Origin of the sequence: Ligilactobacillus animalis KCTC 3501 = DSM 20602, from assembly GCF_001434535.1 — a bacterium.
GTDB classification, from domain to species: domain Bacteria; phylum Bacillota; class Bacilli; order Lactobacillales; family Lactobacillaceae; genus Ligilactobacillus; species Ligilactobacillus animalis.
This window is the reverse complement of record NZ_AYYW01000032.1, coordinates 68,799-88,762: the sequence shown is the minus strand read 5'-3', so window position 1 is coordinate 88,762 and position 19,964 is coordinate 68,799. Positions and strand designations below refer to the sequence as shown.

20 protein-coding genes are annotated in these 19,964 nt (G+C 41.2%); 16 read left to right on the top strand and 4 right to left on the bottom strand.

The window, feature by feature from the left end:
* Positions 1-19: 19 nt before the first annotated feature.
* From FC30_RS05640 to FC30_RS05630, 3 genes are all read right to left on the bottom strand, one after another.
* On the bottom strand, positions 20-1,006 hold the full coding sequence (locus tag FC30_RS05640; protein ID WP_010688767.1) for a diacylglycerol/lipid kinase family protein: 987 nt from the start codon (positions 1,004-1,006) through the stop codon (positions 20-22).
* 208 nt (positions 1,007-1,214) lie between these two features.
* Complete coding sequence (rnjA, locus tag FC30_RS05635; protein WP_010688768.1) at positions 1,215-2,891, bottom strand: ribonuclease J1; 1,677 nt, start codon at positions 2,889-2,891, stop codon at positions 1,215-1,217.
* Between the two features lie 3 nt (positions 2,892-2,894).
* Complete coding sequence (locus FC30_RS05630) at positions 2,895-3,107, bottom strand: DNA-directed RNA polymerase subunit epsilon (protein ID WP_010688769.1); 213 nt, start codon at positions 3,105-3,107, stop codon at positions 2,895-2,897.
* A gap of 284 nt (positions 3,108-3,391) precedes the next feature.
* Here FC30_RS05630 and FC30_RS05625 point away from each other — a divergent pair, with 284 nt between their 5' ends.
* Positions 3,392-3,862, top strand: a complete 471-nt coding sequence (locus FC30_RS05625; RefSeq protein WP_010688770.1) for a hypothetical protein — start codon at positions 3,392-3,394, stop codon at positions 3,860-3,862.
* Between the two features lie 74 nt (positions 3,863-3,936).
* Here FC30_RS05625 and def read toward each other — a convergent pair whose 3' ends face one another.
* Positions 3,937-4,494, bottom strand: coding sequence for a peptide deformylase (def, locus tag FC30_RS05620; RefSeq protein WP_010688771.1), 558 nt, complete (start codon positions 4,492-4,494; stop codon positions 3,937-3,939).
* Positions 4,495-4,656: 162 nt separating this feature from the next.
* On the opposite strand from def, the gene FC30_RS05615 reads away from it, so the two are divergent.
* The 15 genes from FC30_RS05615 to FC30_RS05545 all read left to right on the top strand — a co-directional run bounded on the left by FC30_RS05615 (position 4,657) and on the right by FC30_RS05545 (position 19,960).
* A complete protein-coding gene (locus FC30_RS05615) occupies positions 4,657-5,673 on the top strand; it encodes a Rossmann-fold NAD(P)-binding domain-containing protein (RefSeq protein ID WP_010688772.1) in 1,017 nt (338 codons plus the stop codon).
* 18 nt (positions 5,674-5,691) lie between these two features.
* Positions 5,692-5,982: a UPF0223 family protein gene (locus FC30_RS05610; RefSeq protein WP_010688773.1), complete on the top strand. Its 291-nt coding sequence runs from the start codon at positions 5,692-5,694 to the stop codon at positions 5,980-5,982.
* Positions 5,982-6,767 carry an inositol monophosphatase family protein gene (locus FC30_RS05605; protein ID WP_010688775.1) on the top strand — a complete coding sequence of 262 codons (786 nt, stop codon included), beginning with the start codon at positions 5,982-5,984 and terminating at the stop codon, positions 6,765-6,767. The genes FC30_RS05610 and FC30_RS05605 overlap by 1 nt, the downstream gene beginning before the upstream one ends.
* Before the next feature lie 152 nt (positions 6,768-6,919).
* Complete coding sequence (typA, locus tag FC30_RS05600; RefSeq protein ID WP_010688776.1) at positions 6,920-8,761, top strand: translational GTPase TypA; 1,842 nt, start codon at positions 6,920-6,922, stop codon at positions 8,759-8,761.
* Between the two features lie 146 nt (positions 8,762-8,907).
* Complete coding sequence (locus tag FC30_RS05595; protein ID WP_004048930.1) at positions 8,908-9,198, top strand: DUF1507 family protein; 291 nt, start codon at positions 8,908-8,910, stop codon at positions 9,196-9,198.
* Positions 9,195-10,397 (top strand): FtsW/RodA/SpoVE family cell cycle protein, encoded by a 1,203-nt coding sequence (locus FC30_RS05590; protein WP_010688777.1) that lies wholly within the window; start codon positions 9,195-9,197, stop codon positions 10,395-10,397. Before FC30_RS05595 ends, FC30_RS05590 begins: the two co-directional genes overlap by 4 nt.
* Before the next feature lie 42 nt (positions 10,398-10,439).
* Positions 10,440-13,865, top strand: coding sequence for a pyruvate carboxylase (locus FC30_RS05585; RefSeq protein WP_010688781.1), 3,426 nt, complete (start codon positions 10,440-10,442; stop codon positions 13,863-13,865).
* Positions 13,865-14,986: a CAP-associated domain-containing protein gene (locus FC30_RS05580; RefSeq protein WP_010688783.1), complete on the top strand. Its 1,122-nt coding sequence runs from the start codon at positions 13,865-13,867 to the stop codon at positions 14,984-14,986. The genes FC30_RS05585 and FC30_RS05580 overlap by 1 nt, the downstream gene beginning before the upstream one ends.
* 52 nt (positions 14,987-15,038) lie before the next feature.
* Entirely contained in the window at positions 15,039-15,329 is a 291-nt protein-coding gene (locus tag FC30_RS05575; protein ID WP_010688784.1) for a YlbG family protein, read from the top strand.
* Positions 15,330-15,417: 88 nt separating this feature from the next.
* Positions 15,418-15,987, top strand: a complete 570-nt coding sequence (rsmD, locus tag FC30_RS05570) for a 16S rRNA (guanine(966)-N(2))-methyltransferase RsmD (RefSeq protein WP_258409073.1) — start codon at positions 15,418-15,420, stop codon at positions 15,985-15,987.
* 1 nt (position 15,988) lies between these two features.
* Positions 15,989-16,459, top strand: coding sequence for a pantetheine-phosphate adenylyltransferase (gene coaD / locus FC30_RS05565; protein WP_010688787.1), 471 nt, complete (start codon positions 15,989-15,991; stop codon positions 16,457-16,459).
* 63 nt (positions 16,460-16,522) lie between these two features.
* Positions 16,523-16,804 (top strand): hypothetical protein, encoded by a 282-nt coding sequence (locus tag FC30_RS05560; protein ID WP_010688788.1) that lies wholly within the window; start codon positions 16,523-16,525, stop codon positions 16,802-16,804.
* A 70-nt stretch (positions 16,805-16,874) separates the two neighbouring features.
* The gene (locus FC30_RS05555) at positions 16,875-17,174 is read left to right on the top strand and encodes a ComEA family DNA-binding protein (protein ID WP_010688789.1); all 300 of its coding nucleotides are present in this window, start codon (positions 16,875-16,877) and stop codon (positions 17,172-17,174) included.
* A gap of 60 nt (positions 17,175-17,234) precedes the next feature.
* Positions 17,235-17,723, top strand: a complete 489-nt coding sequence (locus FC30_RS05550) for a ComE operon protein 2 (RefSeq protein ID WP_010688790.1) — start codon at positions 17,235-17,237, stop codon at positions 17,721-17,723.
* An 8-nt stretch (positions 17,724-17,731) separates the two neighbouring features.
* A complete protein-coding gene (locus FC30_RS05545; protein ID WP_010688791.1) occupies positions 17,732-19,960 on the top strand; it encodes a DNA internalization-related competence protein ComEC/Rec2 in 2,229 nt (742 codons plus the stop codon).
* Positions 19,961-19,964 lie beyond the last annotated feature (4 nt).

Sequence of the window (19,964 nt, the reverse complement as noted above, 5' to 3'; positions counted from 1 at the left end):
CCCTCGTTTTAGATCGGCATTAATCGCGTTTGGTAACAGGTACCCCTTGGATATTGATCCAGAAAGGATATTTGATCGTCCCAAAAAAGATATCGTAGTATTTACTTCCAGCTTCTTCACCGTCGATCTGACCGTACTCTAAAGAATTGATGATCAGATGGATATTTTTATCTTTGTAGTGATGAAGATAGGGAAGTTTAAGTTGCTTTTGGAAATAGATCGCGATACTCAATGCTAAAAATTTAAAAAAGCCTAAGTTATCAGCGATGATCAAGTCAAGCTGATGATCATTGATATCAGCTTCCGGGGATAAGATGATCCCATTTTCAAAATAAGGATGGTTGGCGATATTGACTAAGCGAGCATGTTTAAAGAACTCATATTTATCACCGATCCTCAAAGTAACTGCAAAGGCTTCTTGATTTAAAAAAGCGGTGAAAACATTTACGAGATACGCCAAAAAGTTCAAGTGAAGCTTGAGCAAGATCTTACGTAAACGCATATGTTTATGCACGTTAGCATTTAGACTGATCGTATAAGCATCAAGGCCGATCCCAAAATCATTTAAAAAGTATCCTTGTTCGTTATGAGTCGTTTCTTGATATTCCCCAACATTATAGTAAGTCGGTTCAGTTGCAGCCAAGATCTGCTCTAGGGCAACTAAAGGATCTGAAGCGGTCCCGATCCCCTTGGCAAAACCGTTATTATGGCCAACGGGGATAAAAGCAAGTGGAACTTCCAAAGGAGCTTCGTGTTTGAGGGCATTGAGCGTCTCATTTAAAGTTCCGTCTCCACCCACGACTAAAACGACACGGTCTTTGAGATTTTCCGCTTTTTGCTTGCCAAAATTTAAGTGGATCAACTGTTTAGCATGGCCAACATGTGTGGTTTGATGCGCTTCATATTTAACTTGGCGAGTAAGCAAAACCTGTTCGACTTGCTCCCAAACGTTAGCAGCTTGACCATGATCAGCATTTGGATTAACAATAATAAAGAAAGTTTTCAAAACGAGCGGTGATATAAAATATGGACGTTATGGGAATAACGAGAAAGATCATATATGTCCTTTCCTTTATTTTCGAACTAAGCAAAGCCTGATCCATATTAACTTTCTTCAGGCGCTAGTAACTATTAAACAATTATAGCTAATATTTTAGCAAGCGACAAGCACAAAAAAGCAAGCCAAAATCTACTCTTGGCTTGCTTTTTGGCGTTTAAACTGTAACAAACATTGGTAAGATCATTGGATGACGCTCGGTTTGTTCGAAAAGGAACGTTTGGAGCTCAGCAATGATATTTTCACGCAACATTGCTTCAGTAACTTTTTCATTTTTCAAAGTCTGTCTGATCGTCCGATAAACACGTTTACGTCCTTGTTTGATCAATTCACCAGATTCACGCATATAGATGAATCCACGTGATAGTAGATCAGGCCCAGCTAAGATCTCGCGTTTTTGCATATCGATCGTAGCAACTACAACGACGAGCCCTTCCTCTGAGAGGATCCGGCGATCGCGTAAGACGATATTACCGATGTCACCGATCCCGGAACCATCGACATAGACGTCTTCAGCGTTGAAGTGCCCAGCATAACGGGCGGAATCTTTAGTCAAGGCTAAGACATCACCGTTTTCCAAGATAAAGGAATTTTCGGTAGGGACATCGCATTTTTCAGCCAATTCAGTATGGATCTTCAACATCCGATACTCACCGTGGACTGGCATGAAGAATTTAGGCTTCATCAAACGAAGCATCAATTTTTGTTCTTCTTGCCCACCGTGTCCAGAAGCATGGATATTATTGACCTTACCATGGATGACCGTGGCGCCAGCTTCTTCAAGTTCGTTGATGACTTTGTTGACACTCAAGGTGTTACCTGGGATCGGCGAACTTGAAAAGACGACCGTATCGCCTGGTTGGATCGCTACTTGACGGTGGGTCCCATTAGCGATCCGACTTAGAGCAGCCATAGGTTCACCTTGCGAACCGGTACATAAGATCATGACTTTATTAGCGGGTAAGCTATTGATCTCGCGTGCATCAACGATCGCATCATCTGGGATATCAAGATAACCTAATTCCCGTCCGTTTACGATAGCTGCTTCCATACTACGGCCAAAGACTGCGATCTTACGTCCCTTAGCGATCGCAGCCGCCGCAGCTTGTTGGACACGTGAGATATTTGAAGCAAAGGTCGCAAAGATGATCCGACCTTCGACTTGTTCGAAGATCCGTTTGATCGATTTGCCGACCCAGCGTTCAGATTTGGTGAAGTTAGGGACTTCGGCATTAGTACTATCGGATAGTAAGCATAAAACGCCTTCTTCACCCAAGCGCGCCATCTTTTGAAGATTAGGGGCTTGGTTTGTGATCGGAGTTAGATCAAATTTATAGTCACCGGTGCAGACAACAGTACCAGAAGGGGTCTTGATCGCAACACCTAGGGTATCAGGGATCGAGTGCGTAGTTCTAAAGAAGGACACGCTCGTCTTTCTGAAACGTAGGACAGTATCTTCATTGATCTCATGCAATTCAGTTGAGTTCAATAGACCATGCTCTTCTAGTTTGCTCTTGATCAAGGCAAGGGCTAATGGACCAGCGTAGATCGGAACGTTTACCTGTTTCAAAAGGTAAGGGATACCACCGATATGGTCCTCGTGCCCGTGTGTAATGACTAAAGCTTTGATTTTTTGCTGATTTGCGACGAGGTATTGATAGTCGGGGATGACGTAATCGATCCCTAAAAGGTCATCTTCAGGGAACTTGATGCCGGCATCGACGACGATGATCTCGTCTTGAAATTGGATACCATAAGTATTTTTCCCAATTTCGCCCAGACCACCGAGTGCAAAAACGGCGGTCTCGTTATTTTTAACATTTAGTTTTTTCATCTTTTAAAACTCCGTAAGTTTAAAAGCTGGACTTTCCTTTTCGTATTCTAAAGCTGCGTCGCTCAATTCTTCGATAAATTCAACATTGTATTCGGTATTTGATTCTACTAAAACGCGTGCTTCTGGTTCTGAGTCAGCTTCTAAATATAAAGATTCCGTGTTTTCACGGCGTGGATTGATTTTTTTCGTTGGTTGATAATATACTTTAAAGATCATTAATGATTCTCCTTTTATGAAATTAATTATAGTTATTTGCACTTATATAAAAGTTCAAATCAGCAAAAATAAACTTCCGAACAGGGATTGTTTACACAATAATTAATCCTATTTTACCATAGTTTACAAACTAAGTATATAAAGTTGATCAAACGCGCCAGATAAAAGACTAGACAAGGTCACGGGCGAGATAAAGGCTAAGATACTTTTAAGTTTAGGTGTCCAATAATGCTAGTTTGTCTAAATTTGGTATATAATCAAAGAGTAAACAAGTAGGTGAAGTTATGGAATTTTTATATCTGATCATTGGAGTGGTCATTGTCGGAACATTAGCCTTTATTTTTCAGCGATATCGCCGAAAGAAAGCATTGAAATTGATCCAGCTGGACAGTCAAAAATTGACGGATTCAGTGATGGAGGCAAGTTTAAAAAATTTAAAGCTGTTAAATGAAAGTTTAGCAGCTTCAGCCTTGATCTCAGATGTTTGGGGCAAGGGAGTCATTGCTTTTGAATATCAGCTTGAAGTTAAATATTTAACTAACGCCGATCTAAATGGTCTAAAAAAACAGCTCGAACAGCAACTAGCAGTACATGCTAAAGCGCAAGGAATCAGGGGCTATCAGCAAAATAGGGCTTTTGTAGTCTCTGATATCTGGTTGAAAGATGGTATCTTGCATATCGACGTCTCCTATCTAGTCAATAAGGCAACTGTTGAATATGTCAATGATATGAATACTTTAGAACAAAATAATTAAGCAGGTCACAAATAACGAGGGTCTCCGGTATGATGCGTATGTACATCATGTCGGGGACCCTCGTTGTTATATGATTAAAGCAAGATCAAGTCTTCAGTGGCAGCGAATGGATTTTCTTTATTGATGTGATCAAAGAACAAGACGCCATTCAAGTGGTCGATCTCGTGTTGAACGACGATCGCAACATAGTCTCGTAAGCGTTCAACGTGTTCGTTGCCATCTAGATCATACCAGCGCAATTTGATCCGAGCATGGCGTGGAACGTAGCCAGGGATCTCACGGTCGACCGAAAGACAGCCTTCACCTTCTGCTAGGGCAGCCATTTGGACTGATTCACTCAAGATCGTTGGGTTGATCAAGATGTGCTTAAATAGTGGTTCTTGACCTTCTTCTTCGCCAGGAACTAGGACTGCAGTCATCCGTTTAGATACATCGATCTGAGGTGCTGCTAGTCCGACACCGGCGCGGAGGTTGTATTTTTCTGCGATCTCAGGGTCTTGGCTGTTTTCTAAAAATTCCATCATTTTTTGAGCAGTTTGCTTTTCTTCATCGCTCAATGGAAATGTAAATTTTTCTGCTCGTGCCCGCAAAGTTGGGTGCCCTTCGCGGATAATATCATGCATAGTGATCAAAAATAATCATCCCTTCATTTATTTCTACCTTGATTTTAGCACATTTTAGGAAAAAAGTTTTCAGCTTTTTAGCGTAACGTTTTCGTGACAAAGCATGGTAGCTGTTACATTATTGTTAGATAAGGCTAGAAATTATTGTGCTATAATTAAAGAGAATTTTAAATGTTTACGAAAGTACGTTTGCGTTTTAACACTAAAAGAGATATACTTTTACTTTTGTATCGTGGCGGTCCAAAAGAGATCACATTTCGGCAAGATGAAAAGTGGAGGATTCAAATGGATAATAATATGATGATTTGTGGGGAAAACCCTGAACTGCTGTTATTTTTACAGACATGTATCTTACACGATGAGCATTTAAAATGTTTTTGGTTCCAGATCAATGAAACACCTACTGACCAAGTTGTTTCATTAGTTGAAAGTTCAGCTTTTGCCGATAATTTTGTATTAGAGGCAACTGCACATCCAAAATGGGATGAATTACAGCTGATCTTACTGGGAACACCACCCAAAGATTATGTTGAGGCTGAGGGGGAAAATGCACAACGTCGCTGGGTCCAACTGGTGATCAATCAAGCAATGGCTAATGGTTTTAGGGGTAAGATCTGCGTGGTCTTGCCCCATGATCATCTGTGGGTCTATTCGGCTTTGCGCTTTTCAGGCTTACCCGCTAACAATGTCTTTGGTTTAGGCACGATGGGACTTTCTGAAACGGTTGCCCGCTTATTGGGTGAACGTTTAGATATCGGGAGCGATCCGATCTACGCTAACGTCATCGGCACACAAGACGAGGCTTTTATCGCTTGGAGTCGTGCGCAGATCGCCGGTAATTCGGTTTTAGGGATCGTTGCGCAAGATAATAGTTTATTTGGACAGGCAAAATTAGACGAGATCACTAAAGATTACCAAGCTAAATTGGTGCAAGCAAAGGAAGTCGTAACAGTTTTGTGTTTACAACGGATCTGTCGGGCATTGTTTTTCAATCATCCGATCTTAGTGCCTTTGACCCATGAGATCGAATTTGCTAAGCAAAAGATCGCGGTCAGTGAGCCTGTTGTTTTGTCGAAACAAGGGGTAGCTGTTTTGACAAAATTGACACTCTCAGAAGAAGAATCGACACAGTATATGGAAGTAAAGCAAAACGTTTTAGCTGAATTAGAAAATTTACGTAAACAATAGATAAAGGTGAGGTTTAAGATGAAGATCAGTGAAAATTTTGAATACCCACTATTACCTGAGTGGACGACCGCAGAGATCATTACTGCAAGTGAATTTTACGAAGCAGTTGAGAAAGTTTATACTACTGGGATCGAACGCGAAGAGTTTTTAGCTAAGCATAAAAAATTTTTGCAAATGGAGCCAGCGATCATGACTCAAAAACAACTCGATCGAGATTTTGAGCAAGCTTCAGGGTTCAGTATTTACCAGGCGGTTAAGCTGGCTAAGGCAACGACTGGCAAACGAGTAAAATTTAAGGAAAAGGGTTGATGGTGGTGACTGACTGGAAAACGATCAATGCTAGTGTGCAAGAGTGGTTCAAAGAAGTTCGGTGCCAATTGTTGGCTGGTTGTGAGGAAGAACTACAAGTTGCCCAAAAAAGTGGACGCACCGATCTAGTGACTAATATCGATAAGCAAGTTGAAAAATATTTGGTCACTCAGATCAAGCAGACTTTTCCTGGTTCGCATGTTTTAGGCGAAGAAGGCGATCATGACCAAGATCTGGCGACCCACCAAGGTTTAGTTTGGATCATCGACCCGCTGGATGGGACCTTGAATTTTGTGAAACAAAAGGACCATTTTGCAAGTATGCTAGCAGTTTATGAAAATGGTCATGAAAAATTGGGCTATATTCTCGATGTGATCAACGATAAACTCTATTGGGGTGGACCGGAAAGTGGCGTTTTTTGCAATACGGCTCGGTTGCCCCAAGTGCCTGATCTTTCCCTGGAACAGGGATTATTCGATGTCAGTGGACGGATGCTAGTGCGCAATTACCGCAATGTTGCCCAAGTTGCCGAAAAAAGTATGGGGATCCGCGTCTATGGCAGTGCAGGGATCGGTTTTATCCATGTTTTGACCGGTAAAACAGTGGGCTATTGCTCCCATCTGCATCCTTGGGATCATGCAGCTGGAAAGATATTGGCAAAAGCGCATGGTTTGAGCGTAAAAAGCATTGACGATAGTGAATTAGATGTGCTATCATCAAGTGATGTATTAGTAGCGACGAAAAATGCTAAGAACGATATTATCAAGCTGATGCGCAAGCGTTAGTTTGAAACTGTGGCACTAAGTCACAGTTTTTTTATGTGGGTTCTTGAAAATGAGATAATTTTTTTCATAACATTCAAAGTCGATAGGCCGTTAGGGTTATTGAATTGAAGGGGCATTTCTCAAGCAGTAGATTTTGAAAGGAAGAAACAACTTTGAAAACACGTGATGATATTCGTAATGTTGCGATCATTGCCCACGTTGACCATGGTAAGACAACATTAGTTAACGAATTATTAAAACAATCAGATACGCTTGATGAACATACCGACATCGGCGATCGTGCGATGGACTCAAATGATATTGAAAAGGAACGTGGGATCACGATCCTTTCCAAGAACACAGCGGTAAAATATAACGGTAAACAGATCAACATCTTAGATACACCAGGACACGCCGACTTTGGTGGGGAAGTGGAACGTATCATGAAAATGGTCGATGGTGTTTTGCTTATCGTGGATGCGTTCGAAGGAACGATGCCACAGACACGTTTCGTGTTGAAAAAAGCTTTAGAACAACACTTGACACCAGTGGTCGTGATCAATAAGATCGACCGCCCAGGTGCTCGTCCAGAAGAAGTTGTCGATGAAGTGTTAGACCTCTTTATCGAACTCGGTGCTGATGAAGAACAACTTGAATTCCCAGTTATCTACGCTTCTGCGATGAACGGGACTTCTTCTTTTGATTCCGACCCAGCTAAACAAGAACACACAATGGATCCGATCTTCAACACGATCTTGGATGCTATTCCAGCTCCAAAAGATAATGCTGATGAACCATTGCAATTCCAAGTTGCAATGCTTGACTACGATGATTTCGTAGGTCGTATCGGTATTGGTCGTGTCTTCCGTGGCAAGATCAAAGTGGGCGATCAAGTTACAGTTATGAAACTTGATGGTACACAAAAGAACTTCCGTGTAACTAAACTCTTTGGTTTCTTTGGTTTGAAACGTCTTGAGATCCAAGAAGCTAAAGCCGGTGACTTGATCGCTGTTTCAGGGATGGACGATATCTTCGTTGGGGAAACAGTTTGCCCAGCTGATCATCCTGAAGCATTACCATTATTGCGGATCGACCCACCTACATTGCAAATGACATTTATGACAAATGATTCTCCATTTGTTGGCCGCGACGGTGACAAGGTTACTGCACGTAAATTAGAAGATCGTTTGAAGATGCAATTGCACACGGACGTTTCTTTGAAGGTCGAAGATACTGATTCACCAGATGCCTGGACTGTTTCTGGTCGTGGTGAGTTACACTTGTCGATCTTGATCGAAATGTTACGTCGTGAAGGCTTCGAATTGGCCGTATCTCGTCCTAAGGTTATTTACCGTGAGATCGATGGTCAATTATGTGAACCATTTGAAAGTGTGATCATCGATACACCTGATGAATACTCCGGTTCTGTTATCGACTCAATGGCACAACGTAAAGGTGAAATGTTGAACATGGAAACTGGTTTGAACGGCCAAACACGTTTGGTATTCTCAACTCCAACACGTGGTTTGATCGGTTATGATTCCCAATTCCTTTCCATGACACGTGGTTACGGTATCTTGAACCACACATTTGCCGAATACAAACCAGTTATTCGCAACTGGGAACCTGGTCGTCGTAACGGTGCCTTGGTTTCGATCAACCAAGGTAAAGCAACGACTTATGCGATCATGGGTGTTGAAGGCCGTGGTACGATCTACGTTGATCCAGGTACAGAAGTTTATGAAGGTATGATCGTGGGTCAATCTTCACGTGAACGTGATATCTCAGTTAATATCACTAAAGGTAAGAACATGACCAACGTTCGTTCTTCTAACAAGGACCAAACAGCAACGATCAAGAAACCAACACATTTGACATTGGAAGAATCGCTTGAATTCTTGAATGAAGATGAATTGTTGGAGATCACGCCAGAAAATATTCGTTTGCGCAAACGGATCTTGGAAACAAATGCGCGTGAAAAAGCAGCTAAAAAAGCAGCTAAAGCAACACAATAATAGTTAAACTAAACCACAAGTGTGATTTCGATCGCACTTGTGGTTTTTTAGTGATTTTGTAAATATTTTTAATGTGTTACAGTTGGACAGACATATTCAAGCGGTTTTATGATATAATTGCGGAAGTATGAGAGGAGATCAAGTTGATGGAAAACTTTATTTCAAAACAACAGGCTTTAGCTGTTTTGCAGCAAGATGCAGCTGAGATCTGTGACCTATTAGGCAAGCAAAGTAATATTTTGTGTCGGACGGATTGTCCCGCTTTTGAAGAAGTTGCCGACACAAGGATCTATGGCTTTTCTTGTGAAGTCAAGTTTTTGATACGTAGTGGTTTATTGACCACTTCGGAGGGGCATCAGCTGATAAAAGAACTTGAAGAAAAATTGGGTAATATCCAAGCAAGGGTGACACCAGACGTTGGAGTGGAATGGGAATGAAGACAAAGTTTCTAAATAAACTAAAATATTTTGATTATGGCTTATTTATACCTTTTCTCATTTTAGCCTTGATCGGGATCGTGATGGTTTATTCGGCTAGTTCGATCAATCTATCATATTTGACCGGGAAGACGATGCAGTATTTTATCCGGCAATCGATCTATGTGATCCTGGGTATCGGTCTGACAGTACTATTTGCGCAAACGAACCCACGGTGGTGGCGCAACCCGCGGATGTTGCTCTATGGCTGGGGCTTTCTAATGTTGCTCTTAGGTTATGCCAAGTTCTTTACTTCAGCTATCAATGGGGCAAATGGCTGGATCAATTTAAAAGTGATCAGTATCCAGCCTTCTGAAATTTGTAAGTTATACTTAGTGATGTTTTTAGCTAATCTTTTTGCTAATTACACAACCAAAGGCAAAAATGTCTTTTATAAAAGAATGATGAGAAAGCGTGTTACCAAGGAATTATTGATGTTACTGATGGTGCTATCAATGTTGTTACTGATCGCATTAGCGCCTGACTTTGGTGGTTTTGGTATCAGTTTTGCGATCGTTGTCGTGATGTATTTAGCGTATGCTGATATAAACTATAAAAAGAGCACGTGGATCATTATTTTAGGGACCGCATTCCTAGGGATCGGGACTTATCTTTTGCAGTTTACCACGGCGCTTAACAACACGAGCCTTGGTTATATCAGGCAACGCTTTTTGGCAGTGTTTGATCCATTTCAATATGCTAATTCGAGTGGTAAACAGTTGGTAAACTCATTTTATGCGGTCAGCAACGGTGGCTTGATCGGGCGCGGACTCGGTGAAAGTATCCAAAAAAGAGGCTATCTTCCCGAACCGTACACCGACTTTATTCTCTCAGTGATCGCCGAAGAATTAGGCGTATTGGGAGCGGTCGTCGTGCTGTGTTTACTGGCTTGGATCATTTTAAGGATCTTTTTGATCGGTATTCGATCAAAGAGCGTCTATGCGATGTATTTTTGTTATGGTGTAGGGACCTTTATTGCTGTTGAGACCTTCTTTAACGTTGGTGGGGCGATCGGTTTGCTACCGATCACCGGTGTTACATTGCCGTTTATCTCTTATGGGGGCTCAAGTATGATCGTTTTGACGGTTGCTTTGGGGATGGTGATGAATATTTCAGCAACGCAAAAACGGGGCCTTGAAGTAGAAGTTTTTGGTAAGTAAGTTTGTAGAAAATAGAAGAATTTAGGAAAGTGGTGTTTATTGATGAAAAAGATTTTAGTTGCTAACCGTGGCGAGATCGCTATTCGGATCATTCGAGCGTGTCACGAACTTAATTTACAGACAGTTGCGATCTATGCTAAAGAAGACGAGTACGGAGTCCATCGTTTTAGAGCCGATGAATCCTATCTTGTTGGAGCTGGAAAAAAACCGATCGAAGCTTATCTAGATATGGATGATATCATCCGGATCGCTAAAATGACAGGGGCCGATGGGATCCACCCAGGTTATGGTTTTCTGTCTGAAAATGAAGAATTTGCCCAAAAATGTGAAGATGCTGGGATCACATTTATTGGACCAACAGTTAAGCAATTACAAATGTTTGGTGACAAGATTGAAGCTAAAGAAGTGGCACATGCTGCTGGGCTAGAGACGATCCCCGGGACTGAAGATCCAGTTAGATCGATCACCCAAGTCCGTGAATTTGCCGATCAACATGGTTATCCGATCATGGTCAAAGCTGCTTCAGGTGGCGGGGGTCGTGGAATGCGGATCGTCTATTCTGAAGATGAATTAGAAGAAGCTTACAATCGTGCGCGTAGTGAAGCCATGCAATCTTTTGGCGATGATGAGCTTTATGTTGAAAAATACTTACAAAATCCTAAGCATATCGAAGTTCAGATCTTAGGGGATAAATATGGTAATATCTTGCATTTGTTTGAGCGTGATTGTTCGGTGCAACGTCGGCATCAAAAGGTGATCGAATTTGCGCCAAGCATCACCTTAGATGATAAGCGACGCCAAGAGATCTGCGAAGCGGCCGTTCGTTTAGCCAAAAGTGTCAACTATCAAAATGCTGGGACAGTCGAATTTTTAGTTACAGATGACAAATTTTATTTCATCGAAGTCAACCCGCGTGTCCAAGTTGAACATACAGTCACTGAAATGATCACAGAGATCGATATCGTTCAATCCCAGATCTTGAGCGCTGCAGGTAAAGATCTCTTTAAAGATCTCCATCTGCCACACCAAAAAGACCTTAAATATCATGGCTGTGCGATCCAATGTCGGATCACGACTGAAGACCCTGAAAATAACTTCATGCCCGATACCGGTAAGATCGAAACATATCGTTCACCAGGTGGTTTTGGCGTGCGGTTAGATGGTGGGAATGCCTATGCCGGTGCCGTCGTGACCCCATTCTACGATTCACTGTTGGTCAAGACATGTGTGCAGGCACGGACCTTTAATGAAGCTGTAGCTAAAATGGATCGGGTCTTACGTGAATTTAAGATCCGTGGAGTCAAGACTAATATTGATTTCATGCGTAAAGTTATCAATAATGAAGTCTTTAAAGCCGGGGATGCTAATACGACTTTCATCGATCAAACCCCTAGCCTATTTGAGTTTGAACGTAAATCTAATACTGTCAACCAATTACTCAAATATATCGGGGATGTGACCGTCAACGGCTTCCCTGGTGTTAAGCAACAAAAGAAGATCTTTGTGCCTGATATCAAGTTAAAAGATACTTTTGCTCCAAGTGATGCTATCAATGCTAAAAAAGTCTTTGATGACTTAGGCGCTGAGGCAACGATGAAGTGGGTCAAAGACCAAAAAGAAGTTCTTTTGACCGATACTTCAATGCGTGATGCCCACCAAAGTTTATTTGCGACCCGGATGCGGACTAAAGATATGGCCCCAGTGATCGAAGTTTACGATAAAGCCTTGCCAAATGTCTTTTCCGCTGAAGTTTGGGGTGGGGCGACCTTTGATGTAGCCTACCGTTTCTTGAACGAAGATCCATGGCTACGCTTGCAGTTCATGCGTGAAAGAATGCCACATACGCTCTTGCAAATGCTTTTACGGGGCTCGAATGCGGTCGGCTATCAAAATTACCCAGATAACGTCTTAAAAGCATTTATCGATAAGAGTGCGGCTAATGGGGTCGATGTTTTCCGGATCTTTGATAGTTTGAACTGGATCGAACAAATGGAAAAGAGCATTCAATATGTACGTGACACGGGTAAAATCGCGGAAGGTACGATGTGTTATACCGGAGATATTTTAGATAAGAACGAAACTAAATATACTTTGGCTTACTATGAAAACTTAGCTAAACAATTAGTTGATGCCGGTTCTCAGATCATCGGGATCAAAGATATGGCTGGCTTGCTCAAACCAAAAGCTGCTTTTGAATTAGTCGGAGCTTTGAAGCAAAAAGTTGATGTACCGATCCATTTGCATACACATGATACGACTGGGAACGGGGTCTCAACTTATGTGGCTGCAACTAAAGCTGGTGTCGATATCGTTGATACAGCTATGAGCTCACTTTCGGGAACAACAAGTCAACCAAGTATGGGAAGCTTCTATTATGCATTAGAAGAAGATGCACGCCAACCAAAACTTGAAATGGAAAATGTTGAAAAGATCAACCAATATTGGCAAGGTGTAAAACCATTCTACCAAGCATTCATGAATGGAATGACTTCACCACAAACTGATATTTATCAAACAGGGATGCCAGGTGGTCAATACTCTAACCTACAACAACAAGCTAAGGCATTGGGGATCGATGACTTTGAATTAGTCAAGCAAACTTACCGCGATGTCAACGAACTTTTAGGTGATATCATCAAGGTCACACCAAGTTCAAAAGTGGTTGGTGACTTTGCGATCTTCATGATCCAAAATAACTTGACTAAAGATAACATTTTGACTCGTGGGCAACAACTCGACTTTCCTGAATCAGTAGTTGATTTCTTCTATGGTGATCTTGGCCAGCCATATGGTGGTTTCCCAGAAGAATTACAAAAAGTTGTCTTAAAAGGCAAAAAGCCGATCACAGTTCGTCCAGGGAGTTTAGCTGAGCCAGTTGACTTTGCTAAGATGGAAAAAGAATTGACCGAAAAGATCAAGCGTAAACCAACGGCTGAAGAAGTGTTGAGCTATATTCTTTATCCAGATGTCTTCATGGACTATGAAGAAAATACGAAACGCTTTGGTTCAATGGATGTCTTGGATACGACCACGTTCTATCAAGGGATGCGCCCAGGCGAAACTGTTCGGGTCAAATTTAGACCAGGTCGTTCTTCGATCTTTAGATTGGATTCGATCTCTGATGCTGACGAAGATGGTAATCGCAGTCTCTTCTTCTCGGTCAACGGTCAAAACTTGCAGATCGTGATCCACGATAAGAGCAAGGAAGCTAAGGTCAATGCGATCCCTAAAGCCGAGCCAACTAACCCAAATCATATTGGGGCAACATTGAGTGGTTCAGTGCTAAATGTCTTAGTCAAAAAAGATCAAGTTGTTAAGAAGGGTGAACCATTAGTAGTTACCGAAGCGATGAAGATGGAAACTACGATCAAAGCACCGTTTGATGGTAAAGTAACGCATATTTACGTTAAAGATGGCGATATTTTAGCAAGTCAAGATCTGCTGCTTGAATTAGAGCCAGTTAAATAATGTTTGATCGTAACTTTTGGAAGAAAACGTGTGTGTGTTTTGTGATCATTTTGCCAGTCCTCTATTTATTGGCGATCTTTACAAGTGATGACAAGACTGATAAAAAAGAGTTGTCTCATTCAAACGAACCACACTCACAAGTTGTTCCTAAAGTAACTAAATTAAAAACACAAGGTTTGGCACGCTATATTGGCGTGTCAAATCTTGCTTTTAGCGCTGATTTTGGCCAACCAACGCAAGTGATCACCAGTGCGGAAAATATCGAATGGCAGCAGTACCGCTGGGAAGATAAAACGTATATGTTGGTCGGGATCGATAAATATAGCGCTAAGGTCTGTGCTATCTATCTTTTAGGCGAATCGCCACTGGCAAGTGAGCTAAAAAATGGATTGAAAAAAAGCGAATTACAACAAAAATTTCCTCTAGCTATGGATTTTAAACTCAGATCAAATGAGCAAACGGCACAGATAAAATTAACGCAGACAGATCTGGCAACGAAGCCTTTGATCGCTTTTAAAAATGGCAGTTATGCGGTGAGCTATATTTCTAGGGTGACTAAAAAAGTAGTTGCAGTGGAATATCTTGATAAAGAAGAATTGCTACGCAGTGGTTTATATAAAGTTAGTTCACAGACTCCTTTACCAGTGCGTTATAGTACAGATGTTTTATCCTCGGATGATCAAGATACGATGATACAAGAGATCTGGGAAGTGTTGACTTTTGAACGGGCACAGAGGAAAGTAGCGCAGTTGAGCCAGAGCGAAGAGGCGACAGCTGTAGCTCAAAGAATAAATCAGACGTTAGAAAACGATCCTAAAAAATATCTGTCCAAAAAACAATTAAAACAGTACCGGCGACTTAAGGCAGATCGCTTAAATGACGTTAAAGTTTTACAGTTAAGACCCAATGATGTGTCAGCCCAATTATTAGCCGATGCCCAAGTTGATGCTGAACGCTTTGATATATATATCAACGGACCAGTTGTGAATCCGGTGCAATTAGTAGCAACGACGGGAAAAAATCAAAGCTTTTGGAATAACATTTTGTTTTCTAAAAATACAAACATTGGATTTAACTATGAAAATTCATGCTTGATCGTAGTTTATGATAAAAATGGATAAAATATTTGAAAAATGATGATACAATAGTAGAAGATGTGTAGGTGATAAAAAGATGGCTTTTGAAGCAAAAAAACGTCGTGGCGTGATCGTATATCTTTATCATTTGCGCCAGAGTAAACAATTAAGACGTTATGGTAATCTTCAGTATGTTTCACGCAAGATGAAGTATGCCTTGATCTATATGGATGAGGTAGATGTAAAAAAGACGGTCGAAAAATTGAAACAGTTACGCTTTGTTAAAGCGGTCGAGATCTCGAATCGACCTGATATCACGACAGAATTTTCCAAACAGGATCATCAAGCATATAAACTGACTGAAGAAGATCAAGAGAAATTCAATTAGAAATTTAGATAAAGATCGCATATCTATAGTTGTGCGATGTGTTAGATCCCGATTGCGATCTAGTGTAGTAGTTGATAAAAGAAGAGAGCTGAGTTGTATGAGAATTGTAGCAGGAGAATATGGGGGGCGTCGTTTAAAGGCAGTACCCGGAATGAAGACTCGTCCCACAACGGATAAAGTCAAAGAGGCAATGTTTAACATTATTGGTCCGTACTTAGATGGGGGCCAAGTTTTAGATTTATTTGCTGGTTCGGGTGGTCTTAGTATCGAAGCTGTTTCACGTGGTGCTGACCATGCGACTTTGGTAGATCGACAATATCAAGCGATCAAAACGATCCATGAAAATTTGAGTGTTACCAAGGAAGAAGATAAATTTACAGTGCTAAAAGGTGATGCCTATAAGATGCTCAATAAATTGGCTAAACAAGAGCAAAGCTTCGATTATGTTTTTCTTGATCCACCGTATAAAAAACAACAGATCTTAGAATTGATGGAGCAATTAAAACAATTAGGGCTTTTAAATGCCGAGGCTTTGATCATTTGTGAAACAGATCAAGTTGCTGATCTGCCCGAAGAATTAGCTGATTTTGAACTTATTAAAAAAGCTGATTATGGGATCACAGAATTAACGTTTTATCGTTATAAGGAAGTGAACTGAAATGAAGGCGATCTTTCCTGGGAGCTTTGACCCCGTGACCAATGGACATTTAGACATTATCAAGCGCAGTGCGGCGATATTTGACGAAGTATTTGTCGTGGTTTTGACCAATACCGCCAAAAAGCCGATGTTTTCGGCAAATGAGCGTCAGAGCTTTATTCAAAAGGCAACTGAAAAAATCCCTAATGTCAAGGTTTTAGCTAAGGAAGCTGATCTAACGGTGAATGTTGCGCAAGAATTAGATGCCCAGATCATCATTCGCTCGGTCAGAAATACGCAAGACCTTGAATTTGAGCAAAATATTGCGGCGATGAATAAAGAACTGGCACCAAAGATCGAGACTTTGATCTTGTTGACCGATCCCAAGTATGCTTTTTTGTCGTCGACTTTGGTCAAAGAAGTTGCACGTTTTAAGGGTGAATTGGGGAATTTAGTTCCACCGATCGTTCAAGTAGCCTTGAGTAAAAAATAATTTTTTAAGAGTAGGAAATATTTCCTGCTCTTTTTTCGTATTTATATAGTAGGAGGCGAGAAAATGAATGATTGGTATGATTTTCTGATGGAATACAAGTGGCGGATCCTTTCAGGTGGTATTTTAGCGGTGATCTTGGCTATTGTAGGGATGTTTGGATTTGAACGTTCAGCTACGAATGCGACTGAAGTTTTTGCGCCAAGTTCTTCAAGTCATCAGGTGATCCAAGCAGTTAAGTCAAAGAAAACAGCAGGCTACGTATATGTAGATGTTAAAGGCGAGGTCAACCATCCGGGGTTATATAAGCTTTCGGCTAGTGACCATGTGAGGCGACGCGATCGCTAGCGCTGGTGGTCCAACAGCTCAAGCAGAAGTTTCGCAGTTAAACTACGCCAAAAAACTGACCGACCAACTATTGATATATGTTTCTAAGCAAGGAGCAACTGTTGCTAGTGCTCAAACAGCAGTCGCTCCAGCAGAACCACAGACTTCTTTGACCGCGAACGCATCGGGAGCAGACGGTAGCAAAGTGAATTTAAATACAGCAACTAAAGAACAGCTGATGCAAGTCGATGGGATCGGTGATAAAAAAGCGACGAAGATCATCGAATATCGGCAACAGCATGGCTCATTCAAACAATTATCTGAATTAAAAGATATTTCGGGCATTGGTGATAAAACGTATCAGAAATTGAGTAAGTCTTTAACGATATAGGCAATAATAGTTATCTTTGATATACTATTACTAAATTTAGAGATGATGAGGTAGGAAAAAATGGAAAAACGCATCCCTTGGGATCAATATTTTATGTTACAAGCGGTTTTGCTATCGTTACGGAGTACTTGTACACGTTTATCCGTAGGGGCAATCTTGGTCAGAGATCAGCGAATGATCGCCGGTGGTTATAATGGCTCAGTTTCAGGTGATAAGCATTGCATTGATGACGGGTGTTACATGGTCGATGGGCATTGTTTACGTACGATCCATGCTGAGATGAATGCTGTTTTGCAATGTGCTAAGTTTGGGATCCCTACAGATGGGGCAGAGCTTTATGTCACGGATTTTCCATGTCTGCAATGTACTAAGATGTTATTGCAAGCAGGGATCAAAAAGATCCACTATCTCAGAAATTATAACAATGACCCTTATGCACTCGAATTGTTGAAGTTAAAAGAAGTTACACTCGAGCAAGTCAAACTCGATAAGGAATATATTGACACTGCTTTGTTCAAGCAATTGGTCGATAAAGGAGAGCCTAAGTAATTCAAGTCATGCTTTTATTGACAGCCTTTGTAGCTGTCAGTTTAAGTTTTTTGATACTTGACCATACTTGGATGGCAGGGATGGTCGTGTTAGTTTTATTCTTAAGACTGTTGGCCACTAAAAATATTCACCTGATCAGTAGTGTATTAGTGATTTGTGTGTTTTTTAGTATCCGGTTTTATACTTGGCAACAAAATGTACATCAAGTTATGCAAGTCACACCAGATGTGACCCAGAAGCAACATTTGCTGATCTACAGTGATGAAACTAAGATAAGTGGGGATCTATTGACATTTAAGGCCTGGTGGTGGGAAAAACGCCAGTGGGTGAATGGATATTATCGGATCCGAACTTTAGCTGAAAAAAAGACGTTATTACAAATAAACAAGACAAAGATCTGGAATGTGACGGGAAAAGTTTTACCGTTGCAAGCCCCGACCAATGAGGCTCAATTTGATTGGCGCCGTTTTTATCAAGGAAAGAACATCTTTTTAGCTTTTGCTGTGACACATTACACTTTGCAAAAGGTACCACCGGGACAAATGGCGTGGCGCGGGCGATTACATGATCTGCGCCAAGCATTGCGTTTAAAATTAAAAAGGCTTCCCCGACCATTAGATTGGTACAGTGCTACGTTGCTATTGGGGATAAGATCGTCTGACGCTGATAAAACTTTAGCTGATATCACGCGCTTAGGATTGTTGTATCTATTTAGTTTATCTGGCCTCCATGTTTTTTATGTAGTCAAAACTTTACGTCGTTTCTTAAAACTCTTGCGTTTACCAAAATGGCTAGAAATTCTAGTGGTTTTAGGTGTTTTGCCTGTTTATGCGATCTTAGGTGGGGCCTCTGCGAGTTTGGTACGTGCGGTCTGGATGTGTTGGCTAAAACTGGCAACGAGGCTCATAAAAGGAGTGCGCTTAAAACTAGCCACTATTTGGGCAGTGGTTTTATTACTTGAACTATGGCGCTATCCGGCGTTGTTTTATCAACTAGGGGCACAGCTGAGCTATCTTTTGACTCTGGTGATCGTTACAAGTAAAACGAGTTCGAACTGGTTGTTTAATTTGAAGCTAAATGCTTTTAGTGCACCACTCGTATTATATTATACATATCAGTGGAATTTCTTGACCTTTTTGATAACAGGTTGGATGAACCTGATATTTGAGTATATTATTTTACCAGTGACCTTTATCGGTGCAGTAGTCCCATTTTTGCAGAATTTAGCAGCTCAGCTCTTACAGCTGATCTCAAGCGGTTTGACTTTATTAGCGCGCTTGCCGAGTAATTTGATTTTAGGTAGACCGCCATTGATAATGGTCTTGTTTTGGTTGGGTGTACTATTGTGGTTACAAGGTAGTTCGAAAAAAATTCGCTGGTTAGCTTTATTAGGGATGAGTTATTTTTTGACCTTTTTATTGTTACGTTATCCTTTGAGTAGTGAGGTCGTATATTTTGATATAGGTCAAGGTGACTGCACTTTGATCAGAGAACGTTTTTCGCGGCGAGTGATCTTGATCGATACTGGGGGTAAAGTTCATTTTTCAATGCCTAACTGGAAAAAGCATCCCACTAAGACAAGTGGTGAGACGATCGTGGCCAATTATTTGCTGAGCAAAGGGATCACCCGGATCGACCAACTATATTTAACGCATCAAGATGCAGACCATGTTGGAAATTTCCCAAGCTTGAGCCAATTGATCAAGATCAAACAGATCATCGTACCAGCTGGAATGGAAAATCTACCTAGTTTTAAGCATCGGTTGGCTAAGTCGGCGGTTATGCCTGAAGCAGTTAAAGGTGTAACTGATAGGGTGAAACTATCTGATCCACACTTGAAGTTGTTACATCCCTTCGCGCGTGGACAAGGAACAAATGCTGATTCACTCGTTTTGTGGCTCGATTTTTATGGCCTAAAATGTATTTTTACAGGTGATCTCGATCGCAAAGGCGAACTTGCGGTCAGCAAGAAATATCCTAATTTGACAGCAGATGTGTTAAAGACGGGGCATCATGGAAGTAAGACAGCGACTGATCCTAAATTCGTGCAACAATTAGCTCCTAAAGTTGCGATCATTTCTGCTGGGCGGCATAACCGGTACGGTCATCCAAATCAGGAAACTTTGGTGACTTTGCAGAAAGCAAAAGTTCCGTACTATGTGACGGCTAAAGTCGGGATGATAAAATTTACTGAAATGTTAGGGTATTTCTCATTTTGGGATCTTAAAGATAATTAGAGCT